27 protein-coding genes and 3 tRNA genes are annotated in these 20,833 nt (G+C 58.4%); 1 reads left to right on the top strand and 29 read right to left on the bottom strand.

The window, feature by feature from the left end; all coding sequences use genetic code 11:
* Positions 1 to 3 precede the first annotated feature (3 nt).
* Together rlmB and rnr are read right to left on the bottom strand one after the other, a co-directional pair.
* Positions 4 to 753, bottom strand: coding sequence for a 23S rRNA (guanosine(2251)-2'-O)-methyltransferase RlmB (rlmB, locus tag ACKTSJ_RS07235; protein ID WP_407898826.1), 750 nt, complete (start codon positions 751 to 753; stop codon positions 4 to 6).
* Positions 746 to 3,013 (bottom strand): ribonuclease R, encoded by a 2,268-nt coding sequence (gene rnr, locus ACKTSJ_RS07230; RefSeq protein ID WP_407898824.1) that lies wholly within the window; start codon positions 3,011 to 3,013, stop codon positions 746 to 748. The genes rlmB and rnr overlap by 8 nt, the downstream gene beginning before the upstream one ends.
* A 46-nt stretch (positions 3,014 to 3,059) precedes the next feature.
* Here rnr and ACKTSJ_RS07225 point away from each other — a divergent pair.
* Positions 3,060 to 3,144, top strand: a tRNA-Leu gene (locus tag ACKTSJ_RS07225).
* 720 nt (positions 3,145 to 3,864) lie between these two features.
* Here the strand turns inward: ACKTSJ_RS07225 and ACKTSJ_RS07220 are convergent.
* From ACKTSJ_RS07220 to ACKTSJ_RS07090, 27 genes are all read right to left on the bottom strand, one after another.
* Positions 3,865 to 5,139, bottom strand: a complete 1,275-nt coding sequence (locus ACKTSJ_RS07220; protein ID WP_407898822.1) for a Y-family DNA polymerase — start codon at positions 5,137 to 5,139, stop codon at positions 3,865 to 3,867.
* Positions 5,140 to 5,143: 4 nt separating this feature from the next.
* A complete protein-coding gene (locus ACKTSJ_RS07215) occupies positions 5,144 to 5,587 on the bottom strand; it encodes a LexA family protein (RefSeq protein WP_407898820.1) in 444 nt (147 codons plus the stop codon).
* Between the two features lie 155 nt (positions 5,588 to 5,742).
* Entirely contained in the window at positions 5,743 to 6,150 is a 408-nt protein-coding gene (locus ACKTSJ_RS07210) for a type II toxin-antitoxin system VapC family toxin (protein ID WP_407898818.1), read from the bottom strand.
* Positions 6,150 to 6,380, bottom strand: coding sequence for an antitoxin (locus ACKTSJ_RS07205; protein WP_407898816.1), 231 nt, complete (start codon positions 6,378 to 6,380; stop codon positions 6,150 to 6,152). Before ACKTSJ_RS07205 ends, ACKTSJ_RS07210 begins: the two co-directional genes overlap by 1 nt.
* A 264-nt stretch (positions 6,381 to 6,644) precedes the next feature.
* Complete coding sequence (locus tag ACKTSJ_RS07200; protein WP_407898814.1) at positions 6,645 to 6,788, bottom strand: hypothetical protein; 144 nt, start codon at positions 6,786 to 6,788, stop codon at positions 6,645 to 6,647.
* On the bottom strand, positions 6,788 to 7,327 hold the full coding sequence (locus tag ACKTSJ_RS07195; protein ID WP_407898812.1) for a nucleotidyltransferase: 540 nt from the start codon (positions 7,325 to 7,327) through the stop codon (positions 6,788 to 6,790). The genes ACKTSJ_RS07200 and ACKTSJ_RS07195 overlap by 1 nt, the downstream gene beginning before the upstream one ends.
* 423 nt (positions 7,328 to 7,750) lie before the next feature.
* Positions 7,751 to 8,206, bottom strand: a complete 456-nt coding sequence (locus tag ACKTSJ_RS07190; protein WP_407898810.1) for a hypothetical protein — start codon at positions 8,204 to 8,206, stop codon at positions 7,751 to 7,753.
* Positions 8,207 to 8,384: 178 nt separating this feature from the next.
* Positions 8,385 to 8,861, bottom strand: a complete 477-nt coding sequence (locus ACKTSJ_RS07185; protein WP_407898808.1) for a hypothetical protein — start codon at positions 8,859 to 8,861, stop codon at positions 8,385 to 8,387.
* 357 nt (positions 8,862 to 9,218) lie between these two features.
* Positions 9,219 to 9,503: a helix-turn-helix domain-containing protein gene (locus ACKTSJ_RS07180; protein ID WP_407898806.1), complete on the bottom strand. Its 285-nt coding sequence runs from the start codon at positions 9,501 to 9,503 to the stop codon at positions 9,219 to 9,221.
* A 3-nt stretch (positions 9,504 to 9,506) separates the two neighbouring features.
* Complete coding sequence (locus ACKTSJ_RS07175; protein ID WP_407898804.1) at positions 9,507 to 9,842, bottom strand: type II toxin-antitoxin system RelE/ParE family toxin; 336 nt, start codon at positions 9,840 to 9,842, stop codon at positions 9,507 to 9,509.
* 66 nt (positions 9,843 to 9,908) lie between these two features.
* Complete coding sequence (locus tag ACKTSJ_RS07170; RefSeq protein ID WP_407898802.1) at positions 9,909 to 10,226, bottom strand: hypothetical protein; 318 nt, start codon at positions 10,224 to 10,226, stop codon at positions 9,909 to 9,911.
* 185 nt (positions 10,227 to 10,411) lie between these two features.
* A tRNA-Thr gene (locus ACKTSJ_RS07165) sits at positions 10,412 to 10,487 on the bottom strand.
* An 11-nt stretch (positions 10,488 to 10,498) separates the two neighbouring features.
* Positions 10,499 to 10,574: transfer RNA gene (locus tag ACKTSJ_RS07160), tRNA-Lys, on the bottom strand.
* A gap of 57 nt (positions 10,575 to 10,631) precedes the next feature.
* Complete coding sequence (gene queC / locus ACKTSJ_RS07155; protein ID WP_407898800.1) at positions 10,632 to 11,306, bottom strand: 7-cyano-7-deazaguanine synthase QueC; 675 nt, start codon at positions 11,304 to 11,306, stop codon at positions 10,632 to 10,634.
* Positions 11,303 to 11,959 carry a 7-carboxy-7-deazaguanine synthase QueE gene (gene queE, locus ACKTSJ_RS07150; RefSeq protein WP_407898798.1) on the bottom strand — a complete coding sequence of 219 codons (657 nt, stop codon included), beginning with the start codon at positions 11,957 to 11,959 and terminating at the stop codon, positions 11,303 to 11,305. Before queE ends, queC begins: the two co-directional genes overlap by 4 nt.
* A gap of 15 nt (positions 11,960 to 11,974) precedes the next feature.
* Positions 11,975 to 12,742: a tol-pal system protein YbgF gene (gene ybgF, locus ACKTSJ_RS07145; protein ID WP_407898796.1), complete on the bottom strand. Its 768-nt coding sequence runs from the start codon at positions 12,740 to 12,742 to the stop codon at positions 11,975 to 11,977.
* 2 nt (positions 12,743 to 12,744) lie between these two features.
* Complete coding sequence (gene pal / locus ACKTSJ_RS07140; RefSeq protein WP_407898794.1) at positions 12,745 to 13,299, bottom strand: peptidoglycan-associated lipoprotein Pal; 555 nt, start codon at positions 13,297 to 13,299, stop codon at positions 12,745 to 12,747.
* Between the two features lie 22 nt (positions 13,300 to 13,321).
* Positions 13,322 to 14,575, bottom strand: coding sequence for a Tol-Pal system beta propeller repeat protein TolB (tolB, locus tag ACKTSJ_RS07135; RefSeq protein WP_407898792.1), 1,254 nt, complete (start codon positions 14,573 to 14,575; stop codon positions 13,322 to 13,324).
* Between the two features lie 3 nt (positions 14,576 to 14,578).
* Positions 14,579 to 15,316: a cell envelope integrity protein TolA gene (gene tolA / locus ACKTSJ_RS07130; RefSeq protein WP_407898790.1), complete on the bottom strand. Its 738-nt coding sequence runs from the start codon at positions 15,314 to 15,316 to the stop codon at positions 14,579 to 14,581.
* The gene (gene tolR, locus ACKTSJ_RS07125; RefSeq protein ID WP_407898788.1) at positions 15,313 to 15,732 is read right to left on the bottom strand and encodes a protein TolR; all 420 of its coding nucleotides are present in this window, start codon (positions 15,730 to 15,732) and stop codon (positions 15,313 to 15,315) included. Before tolR ends, tolA begins: the two co-directional genes overlap by 4 nt.
* A 9-nt stretch (positions 15,733 to 15,741) precedes the next feature.
* Complete coding sequence (gene tolQ, locus ACKTSJ_RS07120) at positions 15,742 to 16,419, bottom strand: protein TolQ (protein ID WP_407898786.1); 678 nt, start codon at positions 16,417 to 16,419, stop codon at positions 15,742 to 15,744.
* A 4-nt stretch (positions 16,420 to 16,423) separates the two neighbouring features.
* Positions 16,424 to 16,831 (bottom strand): tol-pal system-associated acyl-CoA thioesterase, encoded by a 408-nt coding sequence (gene ybgC / locus ACKTSJ_RS07115; protein WP_407898784.1) that lies wholly within the window; start codon positions 16,829 to 16,831, stop codon positions 16,424 to 16,426.
* Positions 16,824 to 17,879, bottom strand: coding sequence for a Holliday junction branch migration DNA helicase RuvB (gene ruvB, locus ACKTSJ_RS07110; RefSeq protein WP_407898782.1), 1,056 nt, complete (start codon positions 17,877 to 17,879; stop codon positions 16,824 to 16,826). Before ruvB ends, ybgC begins: the two co-directional genes overlap by 8 nt.
* Positions 17,880 to 17,904: 25 nt before the next feature.
* Positions 17,905 to 18,486: a Holliday junction branch migration protein RuvA gene (gene ruvA / locus ACKTSJ_RS07105; RefSeq protein WP_407898780.1), complete on the bottom strand. Its 582-nt coding sequence runs from the start codon at positions 18,484 to 18,486 to the stop codon at positions 17,905 to 17,907.
* Complete coding sequence (locus tag ACKTSJ_RS07100; protein ID WP_407898778.1) at positions 18,483 to 19,427, bottom strand: prenyltransferase; 945 nt, start codon at positions 19,425 to 19,427, stop codon at positions 18,483 to 18,485. The genes ruvA and ACKTSJ_RS07100 overlap by 4 nt, the downstream gene beginning before the upstream one ends.
* The gene (ruvC, locus tag ACKTSJ_RS07095) at positions 19,424 to 19,981 is read right to left on the bottom strand and encodes a crossover junction endodeoxyribonuclease RuvC (protein WP_407898776.1); all 558 of its coding nucleotides are present in this window, start codon (positions 19,979 to 19,981) and stop codon (positions 19,424 to 19,426) included. The genes ACKTSJ_RS07100 and ruvC overlap by 4 nt, the downstream gene beginning before the upstream one ends.
* A 53-nt stretch (positions 19,982 to 20,034) precedes the next feature.
* On the bottom strand, positions 20,035 to 20,760 hold the full coding sequence (locus tag ACKTSJ_RS07090; RefSeq protein WP_407898774.1) for a YebC/PmpR family DNA-binding transcriptional regulator: 726 nt from the start codon (positions 20,758 to 20,760) through the stop codon (positions 20,035 to 20,037).
* Positions 20,761 to 20,833: the final 73 nt, after the last annotated feature.

The following is a 20,833-nucleotide window of genomic DNA, read 5'->3' as shown; positions in this document are numbered from 1 at the left end:
GGGCTAAACCGGAATCTTCACCGTGCGCGCGCGGCGGGCTTCGTACAGGCAGATGCCGGCGCTGACCGAGACATTTAGACTTTCCACGCTGCCCAGCATCGGGATGCGTGCCAGCTGATCGCAGGTCTCACGCGTCAGGCGGCGCATTCCCTCCCCCTCCGCGCCGAGCACCAGCGCCACGGCGCCGGTTTGTCGCGTCTCATGCAGGTTCGTCTCCGCCTCGCCGTCCATGCCGATGACCCAGATGTCGCGTTCCTTCAACTCACGCAGGGTGCGCGCCAGATTGGTGACCGTGATATAGGGCACGGTCTGCGCCGCGCCACAGGCGACTTTCTCCACCGTGGCATTGACGCCCACCGCGCGATCCTTCGGCGCGATCACCGCATGCACCCCGAACGCGTCGGCACTGCGCAGGCAGGCGCCCAGATTGTGCGGATCCTGCACCCCGTCCAGCACCAGCAGCAGCGCCGGTTCGGTCAATGTGTCCAGCACATCGTCGAGGTGCTGCACTTTTTGCGCCGCATTCACGCGCGCCGCGACCCCCTGATGACGCGCATTGCCAGCCATGCCATCCAGCCGTTTCCCGTCCACCTGAATGATGCGTACCCCGTTGCTCTCGGCGAGTTTGAGCAGGTCGCGCGCGCGCGGGTCGCGCCGCTGCGGATCGACATACAATTCCAGCACGCTATCCGCGTTCTGGCGCAGGCGGGCCGTGACGGCATGGAAGCCGTGGATGATGCGCGCTTCAGCCATGACGCTTCCCCGCCTTGCCGGATTTGCCGCCCGTCCCGGTTTTCTTCGCTGCCGCCCGTCCCCAGGCCCCCACATCCGGCGCATCTTCGCTCGGCGCGCTTTCCAGCACAAAATCGATCTTGGTGCTTTCCATATCGACCCGCACCACCTTCACCCGCACGCGGTCGCCGAGACGGTAGCGCTTGCCCGTTCTCTCCCCCAGCATCTGATGCTTGGCCGGATCGAAATGGTAATAGTCGGCGCCCAGTTCGGACACGTGCACCAGTCCTTCCACATACAGATCGTCCAGCGACACGAACAGGCCAAAGCCGGTCACGGACGAAATCGTACCGTCAAACACGCTGCCCAGATGATCGCGCATGAAGAAGCATTTGAGCCACGCCTCGACATCCCGCGTCGCATCGTCGGCACGGCGCTCGGTCATCGAACAATGCACCCCAAGTTCCGTCCACTTGAGTTTCGGCTTGTACTGTTTTCCGGCCAGCACGGCCTTGATGGCGCGGTGCACCAGCAAGTCGGGATAGCGGCGGATGGGCGAGGTAAAGTGCGCATAGGCTTCGTAACCGAGACCGAAGTGCCCCAGATTTTCCGGGGCATACACGGCTTGGCGCAGGGAGCGCAGCATCACGGTCTGCAGCAGGCCGTAATCGGGACGCCCCTTGATCTGCTTGAGCAACTTGGAATAGTCGCCCGCCTGCGGATCGTCGCCGCCGCCCAATTGCAAACCGAACTCCTTGAAGAACTCGCGCAGCGCTTCCAGCTTCTCCGGGGTCGGTCCCTGATGGACTCGATACAGCACCGGATGCTCGTGCTCTTTCAAAAAGGCTGCCGCACACACATTGGCCGCCAGCATGCATTCCTCGATCAGCTTGTGCGCGTCGTTGCGCACCACCGGCACGATCTTCTCGATCTTGCCCTGGTCGTTGAAGATCATCTGCGTCTCCACCGTCTCGAAATCGATGGCACCGCGCTTCTCGCGCGCCTGGAGCAGGGTCTGGAACAGCTGGTACAGATGGTTGATGTGTGGCAGCACAGCCGCATACTGGCGTGCAGTCTCGCCCTGCGGGTTGGCCAGCATGTCGGCCACCTGGGTGTAGGTCAGGCGCGCATGGGAGAACATCACCGAAGGGTAAAAACGATGTTGCAGGATTTCGCCGGCGGCGGAGATCTCCATGTCGCACACCATGCACAGGCGCTCGACATTCGGATTCAGGGAACACAGCCCGTTGGAAAGCTCTTCCGGCAGCATCGGAATCACCCGGCGCGGGAAATACACCGAGTTGCCGCGAGCGATCGCTTCCCGGTCCAGCGCATCGCCCGGCTGCACATAGGCACTGACATCGGCGATCGCCACCACCAGCCGGTAACCTTGGCCACTGGGTTCACAATACACCGCATCGTCGAAATCGCGCGCCGTTTCGCCGTCGATGGTCACCAGCGGCAAATGCGCCACGCTTTCGCGTCCGGCGTAGTCGGCTGCTCTCACCTCAGGAGAGAAGGATTCCGCCAGCCGTTTCGTTTCCGGCGGAAATTCGTTCGGCAGATCGTGCTTGCGCAGGGCGATTTCGATTTCCATGCCGGGGTCGGCGTAATTTCCCAGCACCTCGACGATGCGGCCGATCGGTTGTGCGTGCCTGGAGGGCTGCTGCAGAATTTCCAGAATCACCACCTGCCCCGCCTTCGCCCCGCCGTGCTGTCCTGCCGCCACCAGGAAATCCTGGCTGATGCGGCGATTCTCCGCCACCACGAACTGGATACCGTGCTCCTCGTAGAGCCGGCCGACCACGCGCGTATTGGCATGTTCCAGCACCTCGACGATCTTGGCTTCGCGCCGGCCGCGCCGGTCTTCTCCGGCCACCCGCGCCATCACCGTATCGCCGTGCAGCACGTTGTGCATCTCCTTCTCGCTCAGCACGAGATCGCCGCTACCGTCGTCCGGGATCAGGAAGCCGAACCCGTCCGGATGGCCCTGGACCTTGCCCTTGACCAAGTCCAGCTTGTCCACCACGCAGAGCGCGCGCTTGCGGTTGCGCATGATCTGCCCGTCGCGTTCCATCGCGCGCAGGCGGCGGGAGAACAATTCCTCCTCGTGCGGCTCGATCTGGAGCAAGGCACACAATGCCTCCTGCTCCACCGGTACGCCCTGCTCGGTCAGCACCTGCAACACAAATTCGCGGCTGGGCAAGGGCTGTTCGTATTGTTCGCGTTCACGCGCCAGAAACGGGTCGAGCTCGCGGATATTTTTTTTCTTTTTCGTCATTGACACAAAATCCTATAACAATTAAAGTGCGCACCCTTGAAGCATTGCCCAGATGGCGGAATTGGTAGACGCGCACGGTTCAGGTCCGTGTGCCGCAAGGTGTGGAGGTTCGAGTCCTCTTCTGGGCACCACTAATACAATCGTAACTAACTGAAAAGCCGACATGTAACTGATTTGTCGGCTTTTTTGTTTCCACTCTACTCCACTCTTTTTGCATTGTTTCCACTCTATTGGGTATCCTGTTACAGGATTTTTACAGGATGGCATCAATCAGAAAAGCTGGAAAATCCTGGGAGGTTTTCGTTACCCAAAATGGGGGGCGCAAATCCGCAACTTTTCCCACCAAAATTGAAGCTCAAAACTGGGGTGCCGCCACTGAGTCTGACATCATAGCAGGAAAGGTGTCTGGCATCCCCGACAAGACGTTTGGATATCTTCTTGGCAAGTATGCAAAAGAGGTTTTACCGAACAAGCGGGGATCTCGATGGGTGACCTCCCCACGGTTTTTCGTCTTCCAAGGGACGGGTTTTGGTCGGGGCGTTATCCCAGCAGTTGCCCTTGCGATGTTGAATTGCACCCGAATCTGACCCACCTAGGTCAGTAATATGCATCCAAATTTGACCCACGTTAGATACTGTCCCGCTCATTTTTTGAGCGGGAGCGCGTATTCAAACGTTTTGGCTACTCCCTCATGGCCGTTCAGACAAAGGCGTACTGCTGCGCCATATCGAGCGCATGAACGGGCTGTCATGGCAACAAGCGCCCCGTCTGGTGGAGCAATCCCCAGGCATTGGAAGCTCGCCAAACGCTTGCCACGAGCGGTGCTGACAAACGGTCAGGCCCAGGTAAATTCACCCCGCAATCGGCAGCTCTTCCCATTCACTGGTATAGCCCGGTGACTTTCTCTCTCGACGCATCGCCCAGCGCTGGCCAACCCCAATGGCCGCGATTGTCACACTGCCCTTCCCCATCTTCTGATTGATCTGGTCCATGATCTTCATTCTGGCTTCTGACTTGGCCTGATCCATGGGCTGATCGAACAGGTCAGCCTGAACAGTATCCTTGCCCTGCAATCCCATGAGCAGCACACCAGACTTCTTGTAGCGAAAGCCCGGCTTGAACACCTGCTTTAGACCTGCCAATGCAGCACTGACGATCTTTGCAGTATCTGCACTGGGTCGGGATAGCGGCACGACCAGCGAGCGATGGTACTGAGCTTCGTTCTCCTTGAATGGGTTGGTTCGCACAAAGACACACAGGCTTGAAGCAACCGAGCCGTCCTTTCGCAGTTTCATGGCTGCCGCGGTGGCGAAGTAAGCTACAGACTCGGATAGGTCTTCAATGGAGGTCACAGGCTGCCCAAAGGAACGCGACACCATGATCTGCTGACGAGGAGTGCCCGCCTGTTCCAACTCGATGCATGGAATGCCGTTCAACTCCTTGACCGTGCGCTCGACCACAACCGAACACTGCTGACGGATGTACTCAGGATCGGCACGACGCAGAGCCTCCACCGTCTCGATGCCCATCACCGCCAGCTTGGAGCCAATCTGTCTCCCCACGCCCCATATCTCGCCAACAGCGATGCTCTTGAACAGTTTGGATTGCTGCGCCTCAGGCAGTCGACCAAAGTCGCACACGCCGTCACTGCCGGCGAACCCTTTCTTGGCGCAATGGTTGGCCAGCTTGGAAAGCGTCTTGGTATCTGCGATACCGACACACACTGGGATGCCTGTCTGCTTGCGCACGGCCCGTCGAATCTTCTGGCCATGTTCGACCAAGTATTCAGAGGCGAACCCTTCGAGTCCGAGGAAACACTCGTCGATGCTGTACACCTCTTGCTGTTCGCTGAACTCCGACAGGATGCTCATCACCCGAGCGGACATATCGCCATAGAGAGTGTAGTTGCTGGAGAGGGCAATGATGCCGTGTTGCTTGGCCAGTTTCTCCATCTTGAACCATGGCTCGCCCATCTTCACACCTAGGGCCTTCACCTCGTTAGATCTGGCGACAGCACAGCCATCATTGTTTGAGAGAACGACTACCGGCTTTCCTTCGAGTTTAGGATTAAAGACCCGCTCGCAGGACACATAGAAGTTGTTGCAGTCGACAAGGGCGATGGGCATGACATCAACGGCGGAACTGTTTGATGGTTGAGGTAACGACCCCCCAGATCTCCAGCTCCTGCCCTTCCTTGAATTCGGTGGTCTGGAAACGTGGGTTCGCGGGCTTCAAACAGATTGCTCCGTTCAGCATGCCCAGATACTTAACCGTGAATTCCCCATCTACCACCGCAACCACGATATCGCCAGGCTGCGCATTCAGCCCTTTGTCCACGACCATCAGATCGCCATCAAAGATCCCAGCACCTGTCATGCTGTTGCCACGGGCACGAACCAGAAAGGTCGAATTCTTGTTCGGGACCAAGTACTCATCCAGACTCAGGCGACGTTCGAGATAGTCATCTGCGGGCGAAGGGAAGCCCGCCGGGACCCGATTGCCGAACAGCGGCAACAGTACGGGCTGTAACCCTACAGTGGGCTCAATTACAGGAAATGGTGCAGTGGTGTTCATGGCAAACGTTGATGGATAACGTTTGCAGCATAGTAAAGAACGTTCGTTCTGTTGTCAATGAAGGGCCGGAGATTGGCCATGGACTAAACCGCTAGCGCGGTATGGGCGCCCAACCAACTTCTCCAATCGTTTCAGTTCGAACTCGCTCAGCGACATCAGGCCGCCCAATTTTCCACTTGCAACCCGTCGACTCGCACAAATTCGCGCTCATTGTTGGTAACCAGTATCCAACCCTCCGCTCTTGCATGAGCAGCCAGCCACAGATCGTTGTTACCGATCATTTCGCCACGTTGTTGCAACACGGCTCTGATCTGACCGTAATGCTCTCCGACCGCCGCATTCAGTTGCGCAATTTGCATCATTGATTCGAGCTGACTGATGACCGCCAATGCACGTTCACGGTTCTGGCTCTTTTCTGCGCCGAAACGAAGTTCACCCAAGGTAACCACCGACATCGCCAGCTCATCGGCCGTATGGTGCGCAAATCGATCACGCACGGCTGGCGGGTTGTGTTTGGCGATGTAAATGCAGATGTTCGTATCCAGCAAATACCGAACCGACATCAGAGGCTCTCCCTTTCCTGAGGCAGGGAGTCATCACGTCCTTTCGACATGAAATCTTCAGGAAGCTGGCTTAGGGCAGAAAAGATATCCAATGCATTTCGCTGGCGCTCGCGCAGAATGACTTCATCCCCCCGACGGAATATCTCAACCTGATCGGCTGAAAAGCGAAACTCTTTCGGCAAACGAACGGCTTGGCTGTTACCGGATTGGAATACGCGCGCCAAGGTCATTTGGGTCACCTTTAGTCAATGGATATACGTAAAGTATATACGCCCTGAAATTCCCCTGCAACCCCCGCCACACCATCATTCACCATACTCATTATTGCCGGCGCTCCCGCGACCGGCAGATCAAAAACTAATACGCGCGGACAAGGGAGACATCAGCACTCGTGACCGCTCATTTCGCTCGCCACCCGAAATCGGTCACGAGTTAGCGAAACAGCCGGTCACGATAGACCGAAATCACCGGTCACGACTTAGCGAAATGACCGGTCACGATGCTCCGAAATACGCAAACTCCGCCTTGTATTGCGCCTCAAACCCATCCGCAGTCGCCAGCGGATTCTTGACGTTCTCCTGCTTCAACGCCTCCAGCAGGGCGGCCTCGCTCATCTTGCGGGCGTTCAGGTTCAGCATCACCCCCTGTGGGGCGACTGACAGATGCACGGAGCCATCCCACAGGATGGGCAAATATTTGGGTGTTCATTCATATACTGAATCGCCCTCTCCAATATCAACCTGTCCTGAACATCCTTCTCTCGTACGGTTTGTTTTGTCAATAGTAGGGCTTCAAGCGATACGGTCCGGATTTGCATGCCATCAACATCAATGATCTCTTGATATTTCAGCAGTGAGTCGTACGTTTGCCCTGCCGCATTGAACAACAAATCAACAACGATTTCATCCCCGACCCTGATAGTGCCACCCTGCTGAAACCATGACACATCAATTTCGGCAGCAACTTTCTCCGGTAGCACGAGAAGGGCTTTTTTTATTTTCTCCCCAACCTCGATCGTCGCCGGAACAAGAAGATCAATGTCGGTTGTTGCTCTCTCATAGCCGTGAGCAAACAATGCATAACCGCCGATCAACAGATAATCCACGCCGTTGTCATTCAGCGATTTGGCGAGCATCTTCAAATCGGCAAGCGTGGCCGGTCTGGCGGTATCACTCATCGGGAGGATGGCACATCCATTGGTTCATGCGATCGCGCCGAACGCTTCAGCGACAGCTGCGCCATATGGATAGCAAGACAGTCATCCTGGTGGGCATTCGCATCGGCGTGGGTTTTGAATCGGTACACACCCTTGGGTATATATCCAACCCTTCCAGCGGGGAAAAATGACTGCAAAGATTCATTGAACGCGCATCCGCGCTTCAGCCTATCTTCCGAAGCCACCCCAAGAACTGGCTCACTCGATCTCCCAAGAACTTTCATCAGATCACTCCACTCTGAAATTGCGGCGATCACGCTTGCTTCCTAGCCGTTCGCGTACAAGACACTCACTGACGCGCCCTGGCGGGCTTGTTTCCTAAACGTAACCCGGCGCTATCGCTTCAATTACCGGGTTACTAGCGCGGAAGCTTCGCTTCCTTACTTACTCAACCGCGCCACGCCCCTCGGTACGTTGCTTCAGCATGGTGGCTTCCTCGCGAGCGTCGAAAGTCTGAGGGTCGGCATCCAGCCCTACCCCATATTGCTTCGCCAGTTCCGCCTGGAAGTGTTCCTTGAAACCTTCCTCAGTCGCCAGCGGATTCTTGACGTTCTCCTGCTTCAACGCCTCCAGCAGGGCGGCCTCGCTCATCTTGCGGGCTTCCAGGTTCGTGCGCAGGCGGGCGGCATACTGGCGCCAGCCTTGTTTGGCTTCGCGCTCTTCCTTCAGCGCGCCTTCGACGCGATTGAGCGCACCCACAATAGCGAGTGCAGTGTTGTGTGAGTAGGCTGCATCTGCACGTGCACGCTGCGCTTCCCCTTCAGCTGCAATCTCGGCAGTCTTGTCACCGCCGCCGAGCAGCTTGCCCATCACCAGACCGGTCAACAATTGATTACTCATATTCCCTCCTTTATGTAAGCATGTAAGCAGACATCGTCTGCGCGCTAGTAACCCGGACTTTGAAGCGTGAGCGCCGGGTTACGGTTAGCAGTAAGCACCTGAGGTGCGCGCTAGTAACTCAAAGTCATTTTGCACTGAGTTACGGTTTAGTGTTCATGAGCCATGAGTCAGGAAGAGATCAGCCACCACTAACCGCAGCACCTCGAGCCCCAGCCGAAGTTGCATTGTTTGCGCGGCCACTGATCGCATCAAGCATCTCACTATGGCGCTTAGCTTCGGCTTCTGATCTTGCTGCGCCATCCCTGCGCTGCCGACTCTTCTGCATCGCGCCGCCCATGATATCCCGTCCCGCAGCCGTCCCACCCGTCGCCACGGCCGTGAAATTCTCACCTGCACGGTTACCCGCACTTGAGCTCTGCGTGTGGGATCCGAGCCACTGCAGGGCGGTGTCCGGGATCAAGTGTATCAGATTGACCGACAGGTTCACGATCATCACCGAGGTGGTAAAGAACACTCCGACCGCAACAACAATCCCCACCAGGTCGAAGATATTGGAGATCGTGCTCGCATCATGCATCGCCAGCGCGAACGTGGAGAAGAAGAATTTCCCCATCACTTCCATCACGATGATCGATAACACGAATCCGATCACCATAAAGATCGGCCGCAGGAATACCTGCAACAGGAAGAGGTAGGTTGAAACTGGTGGGTCGGGCGAGATTCGAACTCGCGACCAACGGATTAAAAGCCGAAGCCGCCGATTGCTTAATTATTATTTATCAATGCTTTGCATCATCCGCAATGTTTGCTTGGCAGCTACAAAAAGCTTACTAGCACTAGAATTTTCGTTAAAACAAATACGTTTTGGCTACGCCCACGCAGTCTTGCTGCGCAAGTCTGCACCGACTTTGCACACGAGCAACGCTGGTGTGACGGTTAAAAATCCCTCAGTCTGGTTTATTCAGTATGAGACCGTGCCTCACAATTGCACAGCATTTGTGCGCTTCTCGGATCAGTTCAATGCCGCTTGCACCGCATCTGGTGCGCGCTTGATGACGTTCAGCAACACCAACGAGGCCCCCTGCGGTGAACGATCTCCACGCTCCCAATGGCGCAAGGTCGCAACAGAAAACCCAAACCGTGCGGCGAATTGTTCTTGCGTCATGCCCATACGGCGACGCAATGCAGAAACATCCACCTCTTCCGGCGTGTAAGTTTTCACGGCGACCTTCGCACCTTTCGCATGCGAAATCGCTTCATTCAATCCACGCGCGATACTGTCAAAAGCTTTTCCCATAACTCACCTCTCAATCCAGGTTGCCACCAATACATCGACCAACTTCGCCAATCCGTTGCGGTCGGCCTTGCTTAAATTCGCCTGCTCGTTCTTGGCGAACAATGCCAGCAGATAAAGCGGCATCAATTCGCTGTGGTAGTAGTAGATCACCCGCACCCCGCCGCTTTTACCGCGGCCACCTCTACCCCAGCGTATTTTGCGAATACCGCCCGCACCTTCGATTAGATCACCTGACTTCGGATGTGCGGCCAGATAACTCACAATGTCCTGACGCTCCTCGACGGTCATCAGCTTTTCCGCTTGGCGAATATATTCCGGCACTTCGGCAATCGTAATCACGGGAGCATTCTAATCCATTGGATTAGTTTTAGCGAATTGAAATTGGGACGGTGTGCACGCGCTTTATCATTTAACGCCATTCAACTTGTAGTACCTTTTCAAGGATTCGGTGAGCCCATCCTTAAGCTGCCGCGTGCTCTCAAATCGCAATTGCTGCCAGCTCTTAAGATTGAAGCCGACATCTTTCTCCAACTCTTCGCCACGTGCCTTCTTGTCGGCGATGAGGATGAAATTATCCTGCTCCAATCCTTTGCCACGATTTATACCCATCAGATAGCCGATCTCGTGATAGACGTTGCGGTTACCAAAGGTCAGATCGGCAATCAACAAGCCGGAACCTTCGATCACCTTGAGGATTTCGTCGTCGATGGTGTAAAAGCTCAAGAATACCAAGACAGGCTTAAAGTCTCGCTGGAAGCCAGGCGCAATGGTGGAAAGCTATGCTCACCTTGCATCAGACCATCTTGCAGCGGCTGCGGCTCGGTTGGATTCTGTGATGATTGGCTACGATTCGGCTACGATCGCCAACAAAGAATAAAGCCCCGTATTTCTACAGGGCTTCATTTGAATGGTGCCGCTTGTCGGATTCGAACTGACGACCTACCGCTTACAAGGCGGTTGCTCTACCAACTGAGCTAAAGCGGCTAGGTTGAAACTGGTGGGTCGGGCGAGATTCGAACTCGCGACCAACGGATTAAAAGTCCGCTGCTCTACCGGCTGAGCTACCGACCCCAAAAAGAGCGCGCATTATACGGATTAAGGCCGGGGTGTCAAACCGGCGGACGCCATTCAACCCTCGCAATACCGCGTGGGATCGGGGATTCCAGCCGCTGCGAATCCTTCACGGCGCAGGCGACAGGAATCGCAGCGACCGCAGGCAAGCCCCTGTTCGGTCGCCTGGTAACAGGAGACCGTTTGCGCATAATCGACCCCCAGTTGCATCCCTTGCCGGATGATTTCTGCTTTGCTCAATTCGAGCAGCGGCGCATGCAGGGTGAGCCGCCTGCCTTCGACAGCCGCCTTGGTGGCCAGATTCGCCATGTGCTCGAAAGCCTGCACGAATTCGGGACGGCAATCGGGATAACCGGAGTAGTCCACGGCGTTGACCCCGATGAAGATGTCCTGCGCCTGCAACACTTCGGCCCAGGCCAGCGCCAGCGACAGCATGATGGTGTTGCGTGCGGGCACATAGGTGAGCGGGATGCCGGCGCTGGCCTGTTCCGGCACCGCAATATTGGCGTCGGTCAGCGCCGACCCGCCAAAAGCGGTCAGATCGACCCGAATCACCCGGTGCTGATGGGCGCCGAGCACTCTGGCGACGCGCTGTGCCGCCGCCAGCTCGGCATGATGGCGTTGCCCGTAGTCCACGCTCAGGGCGTGGCACTGAAACCCCTGTTCCCGCGCCATGGCCAACACCGTGGCCGAATCCAGACCGCCCGACAGCAATACGACTGCGCGTTTCATCGCCCGGCCTCGTTGCCCCACAGCAGTTTGTGCAACTGCAACTGAAAACGCACCGGCAAACGATCGCGCAGGATCCATTCCGCCAGTTCCCGGGCGGCAAGCTGGCCCTGTGCCGGCGAGAAAAGAACCCCGCACCGTTCGGCTAATCCGCGTTCCAGCAGAACCTGTTTGGCCCAGCGATAATCGGGCTCGTCACACAGCACGAACTTGATCTCGTCCTGCGGCTTGAGAGAGTCCAGATTCGACCAGAGATTTTTGTCGGCTTCGCCGGAAGCGGGTGTTTTGATGTCGAGCACGAGCATCACCCGCTCATCCACCGCCGAGATGTCGAGCATGCCGCCAGTTTCCAGCGAAACGGCGTAACCCGCATCGCACAAGGCGCGCAACAACGGCAGGCTGTTCTTTTGCGCCAACGGCTCGCCCCCGGTCACCGTTACGTGGCGCGGCGCATACTGTCCAACCGCCGCCATGATTTCCGCCAGCGCCATGCTTTGTCCGCCGGTGAACGCGTAGGCCGTGTCACAGTAGGTGCAACGCAAAGGGCAGCCAGTCAGGCGCACGAACACGGTCGGCAATCCGGCGCGGCTGGTTTCACCCTGCAGGGAATAAAAGATTTCGCTGACACGCAGCGTGACGGCAACGGACTGATTCATGGACTACGGAGAAAATTATTTGATCGTCGCCAGGCGCTTCTTGGCCTTGTCGGAAGCATCGCTACCCGGGAAACGGGCGATCAGTTGCTTGAATGTTTTTTGCGCATTGGCCTTCTGTTTTAGCAACAACTGGCTTTCCGCAAGATTCAACATGGATTCCGGCGCGCGCGGATGGTCATCGTGTTTGTCCAGCAGAAAACGATAAGCAGCCACCGCATTCGCATAGTCCCTGCTCAGGAAATGGGCGTTGCCCATCCAGTAATACACATTGGCTTCGTGCATCGACTGCGGATATTGCCGGAGAAAATCGCTGAAGGCACGGGCTGCTTCCGGGTATTTCTCGGCGCGATAGATACCGTAAGCGGTCTCGAATGCGCGATTCTCGCCCATCGGATCACTGCCCCCGGCCGAATCCTGCGTCACGCGCGCAACGTTGCCCGTTGTTCCGGCCTCCAGCGGACGCAAACGAGAATCCAGATCGGTATAGAAGTTCTTTTGCCGTTTTTCGCCCTCTTGCAGCGCGTGTCCAATCTCCTCAAACTCGCCGCGTTGCTTACGGAGTTCAGTCGCCTGCATCTCCAGTTGCATTTGTAAATCGAGGATGGAACGCACGGACAGCTTGTTCTGTAGCTCCGCTTCAGCCAGTTGTTGCTCCAGTTTGATGACACGGGCTTCCAGTTGCTGAATCTGCTTGCGGGCATCGTCATCAGAAAACAGCCCCGCAAAAGCGGGGCTGCTGACCAACAACAGCCCACCCAGCAAACAGGAGGCCGCCTTCAACATGGTTATTGCGCGTCGTAGTTGATGTCGGCGCGGCGATTCTGTGCCCAGCACGCTTCATTGTGGTCGGCGCAGCGCGGTTTTTCTTCGCCGTAGCTGACGGAATCTATCTGCATTGCATCAGCTCCGCCCAGCACCAATGCGCGTTTGGTATTTTCGGCGCGGCGCTGTCCCAAGGCCAGGTTGTATTCGCTGCTGCCGCGCTCATCCGCATTGCCTTCGACCTGAACGTGTACCGCCGGATGGGCCGCCAAATAACGGGCATGCATCAGGATGATTTCACGATCACCCGCTTGTACGGCATCAATGTCAAACGGGAAATACACGCTGCTCTTGCTCTTCAATGCGGCCAGTTCATCGGCAGCGGCTTGCGCGGCGGCGGCGGCTTGCGCATCGGTAGCCGCTTGCGCGGCGGCGGCAGCGGCTTGCGCGTCAGTTTGAGCACTGGACACGGAAGACTCCGGAGTCGTCACGGGGGCGGCCGTTTCTTCTTTGGGCTTGTTGCTGGCGCACGCCACCAGGAAATGGGTCAGAAAAATAGCCAGGATCAGTTTTTTCATTGCATTGACTCCTTGTTAATCGTTATTTCAGGTACGGGCCCCACATCGGTTCGCGAATATCCCCCCGCTGGGCCACCATTTTTTGCTTCACTCTGCCATCGCTTGAAACCGTCGCCAATATACCACGGCCCATGACTTCTGTCGCAAACAGGATCATTTTGCCATTGGGGGCAAAACTGGGTTTCTTTTCCCATCCGCCCGCGGTCAGAATCTGGGCCTGGCCGCTTTCAAAATCCTGTACTGCAACATAGAACACGCCCTCCTTATATAACGAGAACACAAAGCCACGTCCATCCGGAGACGGACGCGGCGAAAAAGCGCTACCACTCTCGAAAGTGAGACGTTGTATGCGTTCATCTTTAAGGGACAGCCGGTATATCTGCGGATTTCCGCCCCGGTCTGACGTGAACAGCAAGCTTTGCCCATCTATCGAAAAGACCGGCTCGGTATCGATTGCATATCCCTGGGTAAGCTGACGCACTCCCCGTCCGCGGAGTTCGGTTAAATACAGGTTCGAGCTGCCATCGCGCGTCAGCACCAGCGCCAATTGCTTGCCGTCGGGCGACCAGACCGGTGCGCTGTTGCTGCCGGGAAAATCGGCAATCAAGCGCCGCTGGGCCGAATCGAGCGCCTGCACATACACCATCGCGCGTTGCCGCTCGAAGCTGACATAGGCAATCTGCTTCCCGTCAGGCGACCAGGCCGGAGACATGATGGGTTCTTTCGAAGTCAGCAGGGATTGTTCGCCATAACCGTCGCTGTCCGCCACCACCAGCCGATAGCTGCCCTGATCGCGATTGACATACACGATGCGCGTGCCGAACACGCCCGGACTGCCGGTCAGCCGCTCATACACCCTATCCGCGATACGATGCGAAATCGCGCGCAGATGGGTTCTTTTTGCGGTCACCACCTGCGCCATCAGCTCCGCATTGCGCACCACATCGAACAGGCTGAATCTGACCGCCAACTGCTCGCCGTCCATCTCTTGAATGGTGCCGAGCAGCAGGGTTTCCACCCCCGCCCATTCCGCCACGCGCACTTCCGCAACGCGGTGCGGCAGCTTGCCGGCGGGATCAACCAGCTTGAACAGGCCGGTGCGGGACAGATCGTTGCCGATCACTTCCAGCAGACTCTGCGCGATCAGCGGGTCGCCTGCGAAGCGTACCAGCGACAGCGGCGTTTGATGCTCACCCGCCCCGGTGATCTCGATGCTCAACTCGGCACGCACCGGCGCTGCAATCAACAACAGGCATAACACTATCCAACGCAACATGAATCACTTCTCCTCGGGTCTGATGGTCAGGCGCAACTCGCGAAATTCTTTCTTCAGCAGCGGATCGGTCGGCAGCGGCAGGGGTTGCGCCTTGTAGATGGCGCGCTCGGTCGCTTCGTCGTAGGCCGGGTTGCCGCTGCTTTTGAGCAGCACCGCGTCCAGCACCGAACCGCCCGGCAACAGCGTCACTTTGAACACAACCTCCGCATTCGGCGACACATCGGGCGGCATCACGATGTTGTGGCGGATCTTGCCGCGGATCATGTCCTGATAACGCCCCACCTCGGCCGCCGTGGCGGCCCTCACTTCATCCCGCACCCGCGCCTGTTCTGCCTTCCTGCGCTGCTCGGCCTGTTCTTCCAGCCTGCGCTGCGCTTCGGCTTCCCTGCGGCGGTGAAGTTCCCTGGCACTCGGCTGGGGCGGCGTTTTCTTGACGACTTTCCGGTCGCGCAGTTCAATTTCAGCTTGTGGTGTCGGGGGCGGTGGCGACGCAGGCACCTCTTCCTGTTTAGGTGTGGCAACCTCTTCCTGTTTGGGAACCGCAACCGGTGCCGGTTCGTTCATGCTGACGGCTTCATCCAGCGGCAAACTCTGCCACAATTCGACGGAGAAGCTATCGGGTGCCCGGTTCTGCCAGTGCACGCCAAACATCAGCAGCAGCAAGAAACCGCCATGCACCGCCATCGCCAGCATGCCGGCGGCCAGCCGATTCGGTTCGCGATAGTGCAGCGCCCCGCTCATCTCGTGCGGGTGAGCAGACCGACTTTCTGGACGTTCTGCTGCTGCAACATATCCATCACATGGATGACTTCTTCGTAGCGGATCTTTTTGTCCGCCGAGATCACCACGGCCTGCTGCGGATTCTTCGCCAGCCGCTGTTTCAACAGGCCGGCCAGCTCATCCCGCGTGACCGGCTGTTCGGCGCCGCCCTGCGCGTGATCACGCAACACCAGCGTCGCATCTTTTTTGATCATCACCTCCAGCGGCGCCACCGACGGGGTCGCCGACTTGCCCACGCTGGGCAGATCGATCTGCCCCGGGTTCATCATCGGCGCGGTCACCATGAAGATGACAAGCAGCACCAGCATCACGTCGATGTAGGGCACCACGTTGATCTGGCTCATCAGCCGGTTGCGCGAGCGTCGCTGGGCCGGCATGCTCATTGTTCAGGGCTGACGTTGCAAAACATTGGAAAATTCCTCGATGAAGCTCTCGAAACGGGTGGCCAGGCGATCGATGTCGCGCGCGTAGCGGTTATAGGCCACCACCGCCGGAATCGCGGCGAACAAACCCATCGCAGTCGCCACCAGGGCTTCAGCGATACCCGGCGCGACCTGCGCCAGGGTCGCCTGCCCCACGCTGGACAGGCCGCGAAACGCGTTCATGATGCCCCATACCGTGCCCAGCAGACCGACATACGGACTGACCGAACCCACGGTCGCCAAAAAGGACAGATGCGACTCCAGTCGATCCATCTCGCGCTGGTAACGCGCGCGCATCGCGCGGCGCGTGCCCTCCATCAGCGCGGCGCTATCCACGCCATGCGTTTTCTTCAGCTTGACGTACTCGGCGAAGCCGGCGGCAAAGATATGCTCCAGCCCCCCCTGATTGTGGCGCATCTGGCTTGCCGCCTGCTGATACAGCGCGACCAGATTCGGATTGCTCCAGAAGGCATCCTCGAATTCGCGTGTCTGGCGGACTGCGGCGCGCACGGCAAACATTTTTAGAAAGATATACCACCAGGAAAACAGCGACACCCCCAGCAGCAAACCCATCACCAGCTGCACCGGCAGGCTGGCATTGGTCAGCAGATGCAGCAGCGACAAATCGCGGATCATGTCCATGCATTCAACTCCATTGTTTGCGCAAAAGTTCCGGCACGCTCACCGGCTTGAAACTGTCCACACTGACGCACACCAGATGCACCTCGCCCTCGGTCAACAACTCGTCGCTGCGCTGCACGGTTTGCAACAAAGTAACCCGGCTCCGCCCAATGGCCTTGATCTGCGCCGTCACCTCCAGCAGGTCGTCGAGCAGCGCCGGCCTCAGGTAATCCAGCTTGAGCGAGCGCACCACGAACACCACGCCCAGCGCTTTCATCAGCCCGGCATTGCTGTAGCCAAACGTGCGCAACCACTCCGTCCGTGCGCGCTCCATGAAGTTCACATAGCTGGCGTGATAGACCACACCGCCGGCGTCGGTGTCCTGAAAATACACCCGCACCGGCCAGGAAAATATCTTTTCGCGCTTATTCATCCCACAGTTCCCTGTGGTTGCCGTTGCGCGGCTGCACCAGCCCGAAATGTTCATAGGCGTTTGCCGTCGCCATGCGCCCGCGCGGCGTGCGCTGCAAGTAACCTTGCTGGATGAGGTAGGGTTCCAGCACATCCTCGATGGTGTCGCGCTCTTCGCCGATGGCGGCGGCAAGGTTGTCCACCCCGACGGGGCCACCCATGAATTTTTCGATTACGGTCTGCAACAGCTTCCGATCCATCACATCCAGCCCGCGCGCGTCTACATCCAGCATGGTCAGCGCGGCATCCGCCACTTCGCGCGTGGCATTGCCGTCGGCGCGCACATCGGCGTAATCGCGCACGCGGCGCAGCAGGCGGTTGGCGATGCGCGGCGTACCGCGCGAACGCTTGGCGATTTCCAGCGCGCCATCGGGCGAGATGGGCAGTTCGAGCAAACCGGACGAACGGGTGACGATGCGCTGCAATTCTTCCGGCGTGTAGAACTCCAGCCGTGCCACGATGCCGAAGCGGTCGCGCAGTGGATTGGTGAGCATGCCCGCGCGCGTGGTCGCACCGACCAATGTGAACGGCGGCAGGTCGATCTTCACCGAACGCGCGCCCGGCCCCTCGCCGATCATGATGTCGATCTGGTAATCCTCCAGCGCGGGGTACAAGATCTCTTCCACCACCGGCGACAGGCGGTGGATTTCGTCGATGAATAGCACGTCGTTCGGTTCAAGGTTGGTGAGCAAGGCGGCCAGATCGCCCGCGCGCTCCAGCACCGGGCCGGAGGTGTGGCGGATGTTCACGCCCATCTCGCGCGCGATGATCTGTGCCAGCGTGGTCTTGCCCAGACCGGGCGGGCCGAACAGCAGCACATGGTCGAGCGGTTCTTTGCGTTTCTTCGCGGCCTCGATGAAAATTTCCAGTTGCCCGCGAATCTTTTCCTGGCCGACATATTCATCGAGCTGCCTGGGGCGCAGCGCGCGCTCCAGTGCCTCCTCCTGCGCCGAGGCAGGGGCAGCGGAGATGATGCGCGGCGCGGCGCTGAGGTCGTCGTTGTGGATCATGCCTTGAATAATAACTTAAGCGGATTCATGACTTGGACAAAAGCTTGAGCGCCTGGCGGATGCCGCCCGAGACATCGGCATCCTTGGGCAACTGTTTCGCCGCCCAATCCGCTTCTTTTTCGTTATAGCCCAATGCCAGGAGTGCGTTCACAATATCGTTGCCGGACGAAGCGATAGCCGAACCGGATGCAGTTGCCACACCGCTCACGGCGAATTTACCTTGCAGTTCGAGCAGCAAACGCTCCGCCGTCTTCTTGCCCACGCCGGGTATCTTGGTCAGGCGCGAGGCATCCTTGTTCGCCACCGCGGCAGCCAGATCGCCGATGCTCAATCCGGACAACACCGACAGCGCCAGTTTGGGACCGACGCCGCTGATCTTCAACAACTGGCGGAACGCGATGCGCTCTTCCTGGGTGAGAAAACCGAACAGCAGATGCGCGTCCTCGCGCACGACAAGTTGCGTGTGCAAGGCCACCTTCTCGTTCAGCGCAGGCAGGTTGTAGAACGTGCTCATCGGCACATCCACTTCGTAGCCCACGCCCTGCACGTCCAGCAAAATCTGCGGCGGGTTCTTCTCCAGCAGCGTGCCGCTCAATCTTCCGATCATGGGTTTCCTTTGCTTAAAATCAACGCCAGCAACAGCAGCGTGCCGTGCACCAGCATCGCGGCGATGGTGAGCTTGATCGCGTTGGCCAGTTGTTGCGGTTGTGCGGCATGATGCAGCAATTCGCGGGCTGCCTTGATGCTCAGCGGCAACGCGAATAATGCCAATAGCGCCAACCCGGGCAACCAGCCAAGCAGCACGCTGACCACCAGCCAGACATAAGCCAGCGCCACGATCAGCGCGTAGCCCCAGCGCGCCTTGCTTACTTCCAGCCGGGCGACCCAGTGCAACTTGCCAGCGGCGCGATCGGCGGCGCGATCCGGGAACTGGTTGATGTATAAAAGGTTGGTCACCAGCAGGGCGTAGGATAGCCCCGCGATGAACGGCGCCGCATCGAAGCCTTTGCGCTGCACGAAGTCGGCGCCCACCGTGATCGCCAGGAATCCTGCTGCCACACACAGCTCACCCCAGCCACGACTGTTGAGACGGAACGGCGGCGCGGAATACGCCCAGCCAACGAACAGCCCTGCCAGTCCGACATACATCAGTTGCGCATCGGTGCGCGCCATCAGCCACACCCCGGCAGCGGCCACGCCCGCCATCAGGGCAAATCCGAAATTGCGCGTCTGCGCCATGGTCAGCACGCCGTTCTGGATGAAGCGGCTGCCGCCGGTGAACGGAAAAATACGCTCGGTGTTTTGCGCGTCAGTGCCATTCAGCGCATCGTAGTAATCGTTGAGCACATTCACCCCGGCATGCGCCAGCAAGGCAAAAAGAAACGTCACGAGCGCCAACAATGCTTCGAGGTCTTCACCGTCATGCCACGCGGTGGCCAGCCCAATCAGAAAGGCCATCAGACTGGCCGTCAGAAAAGCCGGTCGGGTCGCGGCGAAATAACGCGCCACAGGATTGGCGAACAATGCCAGCGTCGGTTCCCGCGTCATACCAGCCGCCCCCCCTTCATGCGAAAACTCCGGGTCGCCAATGCGCCCAGCCCCATGCCACCGTGCGCATGGCAAATGGCGCAGGCCAGCGCATCCGCCGCATCCGGACTGGGCGTACCGGACAGATTCAGCAAGCGCACCACCATCGCCTGCACCTGTTCCTTGTCGGCGTGGCCGTTGCCGACCACCGCCTGCTTGATCTGCAATGCCGTGTATTCCGCCACCGGCAGACCCGCCTGCACCGCCGCGCAGATCGCGGCCCCGCGCGCCTGACCGAGCAGCAGAGTCGATTGCGGGTTCACATTCACGAACACCTTCTCCACCGCCGCCAGTTCCGGCAGATGCTGCGCAATGACCTCGCCCAGTGCAGACAGAATGACTTTCAATCGTTCCGGCAACTCGCCCGCAGGCGTTTTGATGCAGCCGCTGGCGACGTAATGCAATTGCTGCCCCTGCTTGTCGATGACACCAAACCCGGTGATGCGCAGGCCGGGGTCGATTCCTAAAATCCGGGTATAAGAGGGGATGGGGAGTGGAAAAACTGGAACGGCCAAACCCTCGGTTTCGCTGTTACTCTTTCCCTTTCCCCCGTTACCCTTCTCCTGCTTCACTCTTCCAGCACCGCATTGGTATAGACCTGCTGCACATCGCCCACGTCTTCCAGCGCGTCCAGCAGCTTCTGCATCTTCACCGCGTCGTCGCCGGCGAGTTCCACGTCGGTTTCGGCCTTCATGGTGACTTCGGCCATCTCGGGTTTGAATCCGGCCGCCTCCAGGCGCTGCTTCACCGCCACGAAATCGCCAGGCGAGGTGATGACCTCGATGCTGCCGTCATCGTTGCTGACGATGTCTTCCGCACCCGCGTCCAGCGCCACTTCCATCAGCGCATTCTCGTCGGTGCCCGGCGCGAAGATCATCTGGCCGCAGTGCTTGAACAGGAAAGACACGGAACCGTCGGTGCCCAGGTTGCCGCCGTACTTGGTGAAGGCGTGGCGCACGTCGGCCACGGTGCGCGTCTTGTTGTCGGTCATGCAGTCCACGATCACCGCCGCGCCGTTGATGCCGTAGCCCTCATAGCGCAGTTCCAGGTAGTCCACGCCTTCCAGCTCGCCGGCGCCGCGCTTGATGGCGCGCTCGACGTTGTCTTTCGGCATGTTCTGGTCGTAGGCCTTTTCCATCGCCAGGCGCAAACGCGGATTGGTATCGGGATCGCTGCCGCCCAGCTTTGCCGCAACGGTGATCTCCTTGATGAGACGCGTGAAAATCTGGCCGCGTTTGGCATCCTGCCGCCCTTTGCGATGCTGGATATTCGCCCATTTACTGTGTCCTGCCATGATTCTTCCTCAAGCTGAATTTAACCGCGCGCATGTTACCACTGAGCGCGTTTTAGCCCAAAACGATGGCCCA

Origin of the sequence: Ferrigenium sp. UT5, assembly GCF_045866295.1 — a bacterium.
Taxonomy (GTDB): Bacteria; Pseudomonadota; Gammaproteobacteria; order Burkholderiales; family Gallionellaceae; genus Sideroxyarcus.
This window is presented reverse-complemented; position numbering and strand designations above follow the sequence as displayed.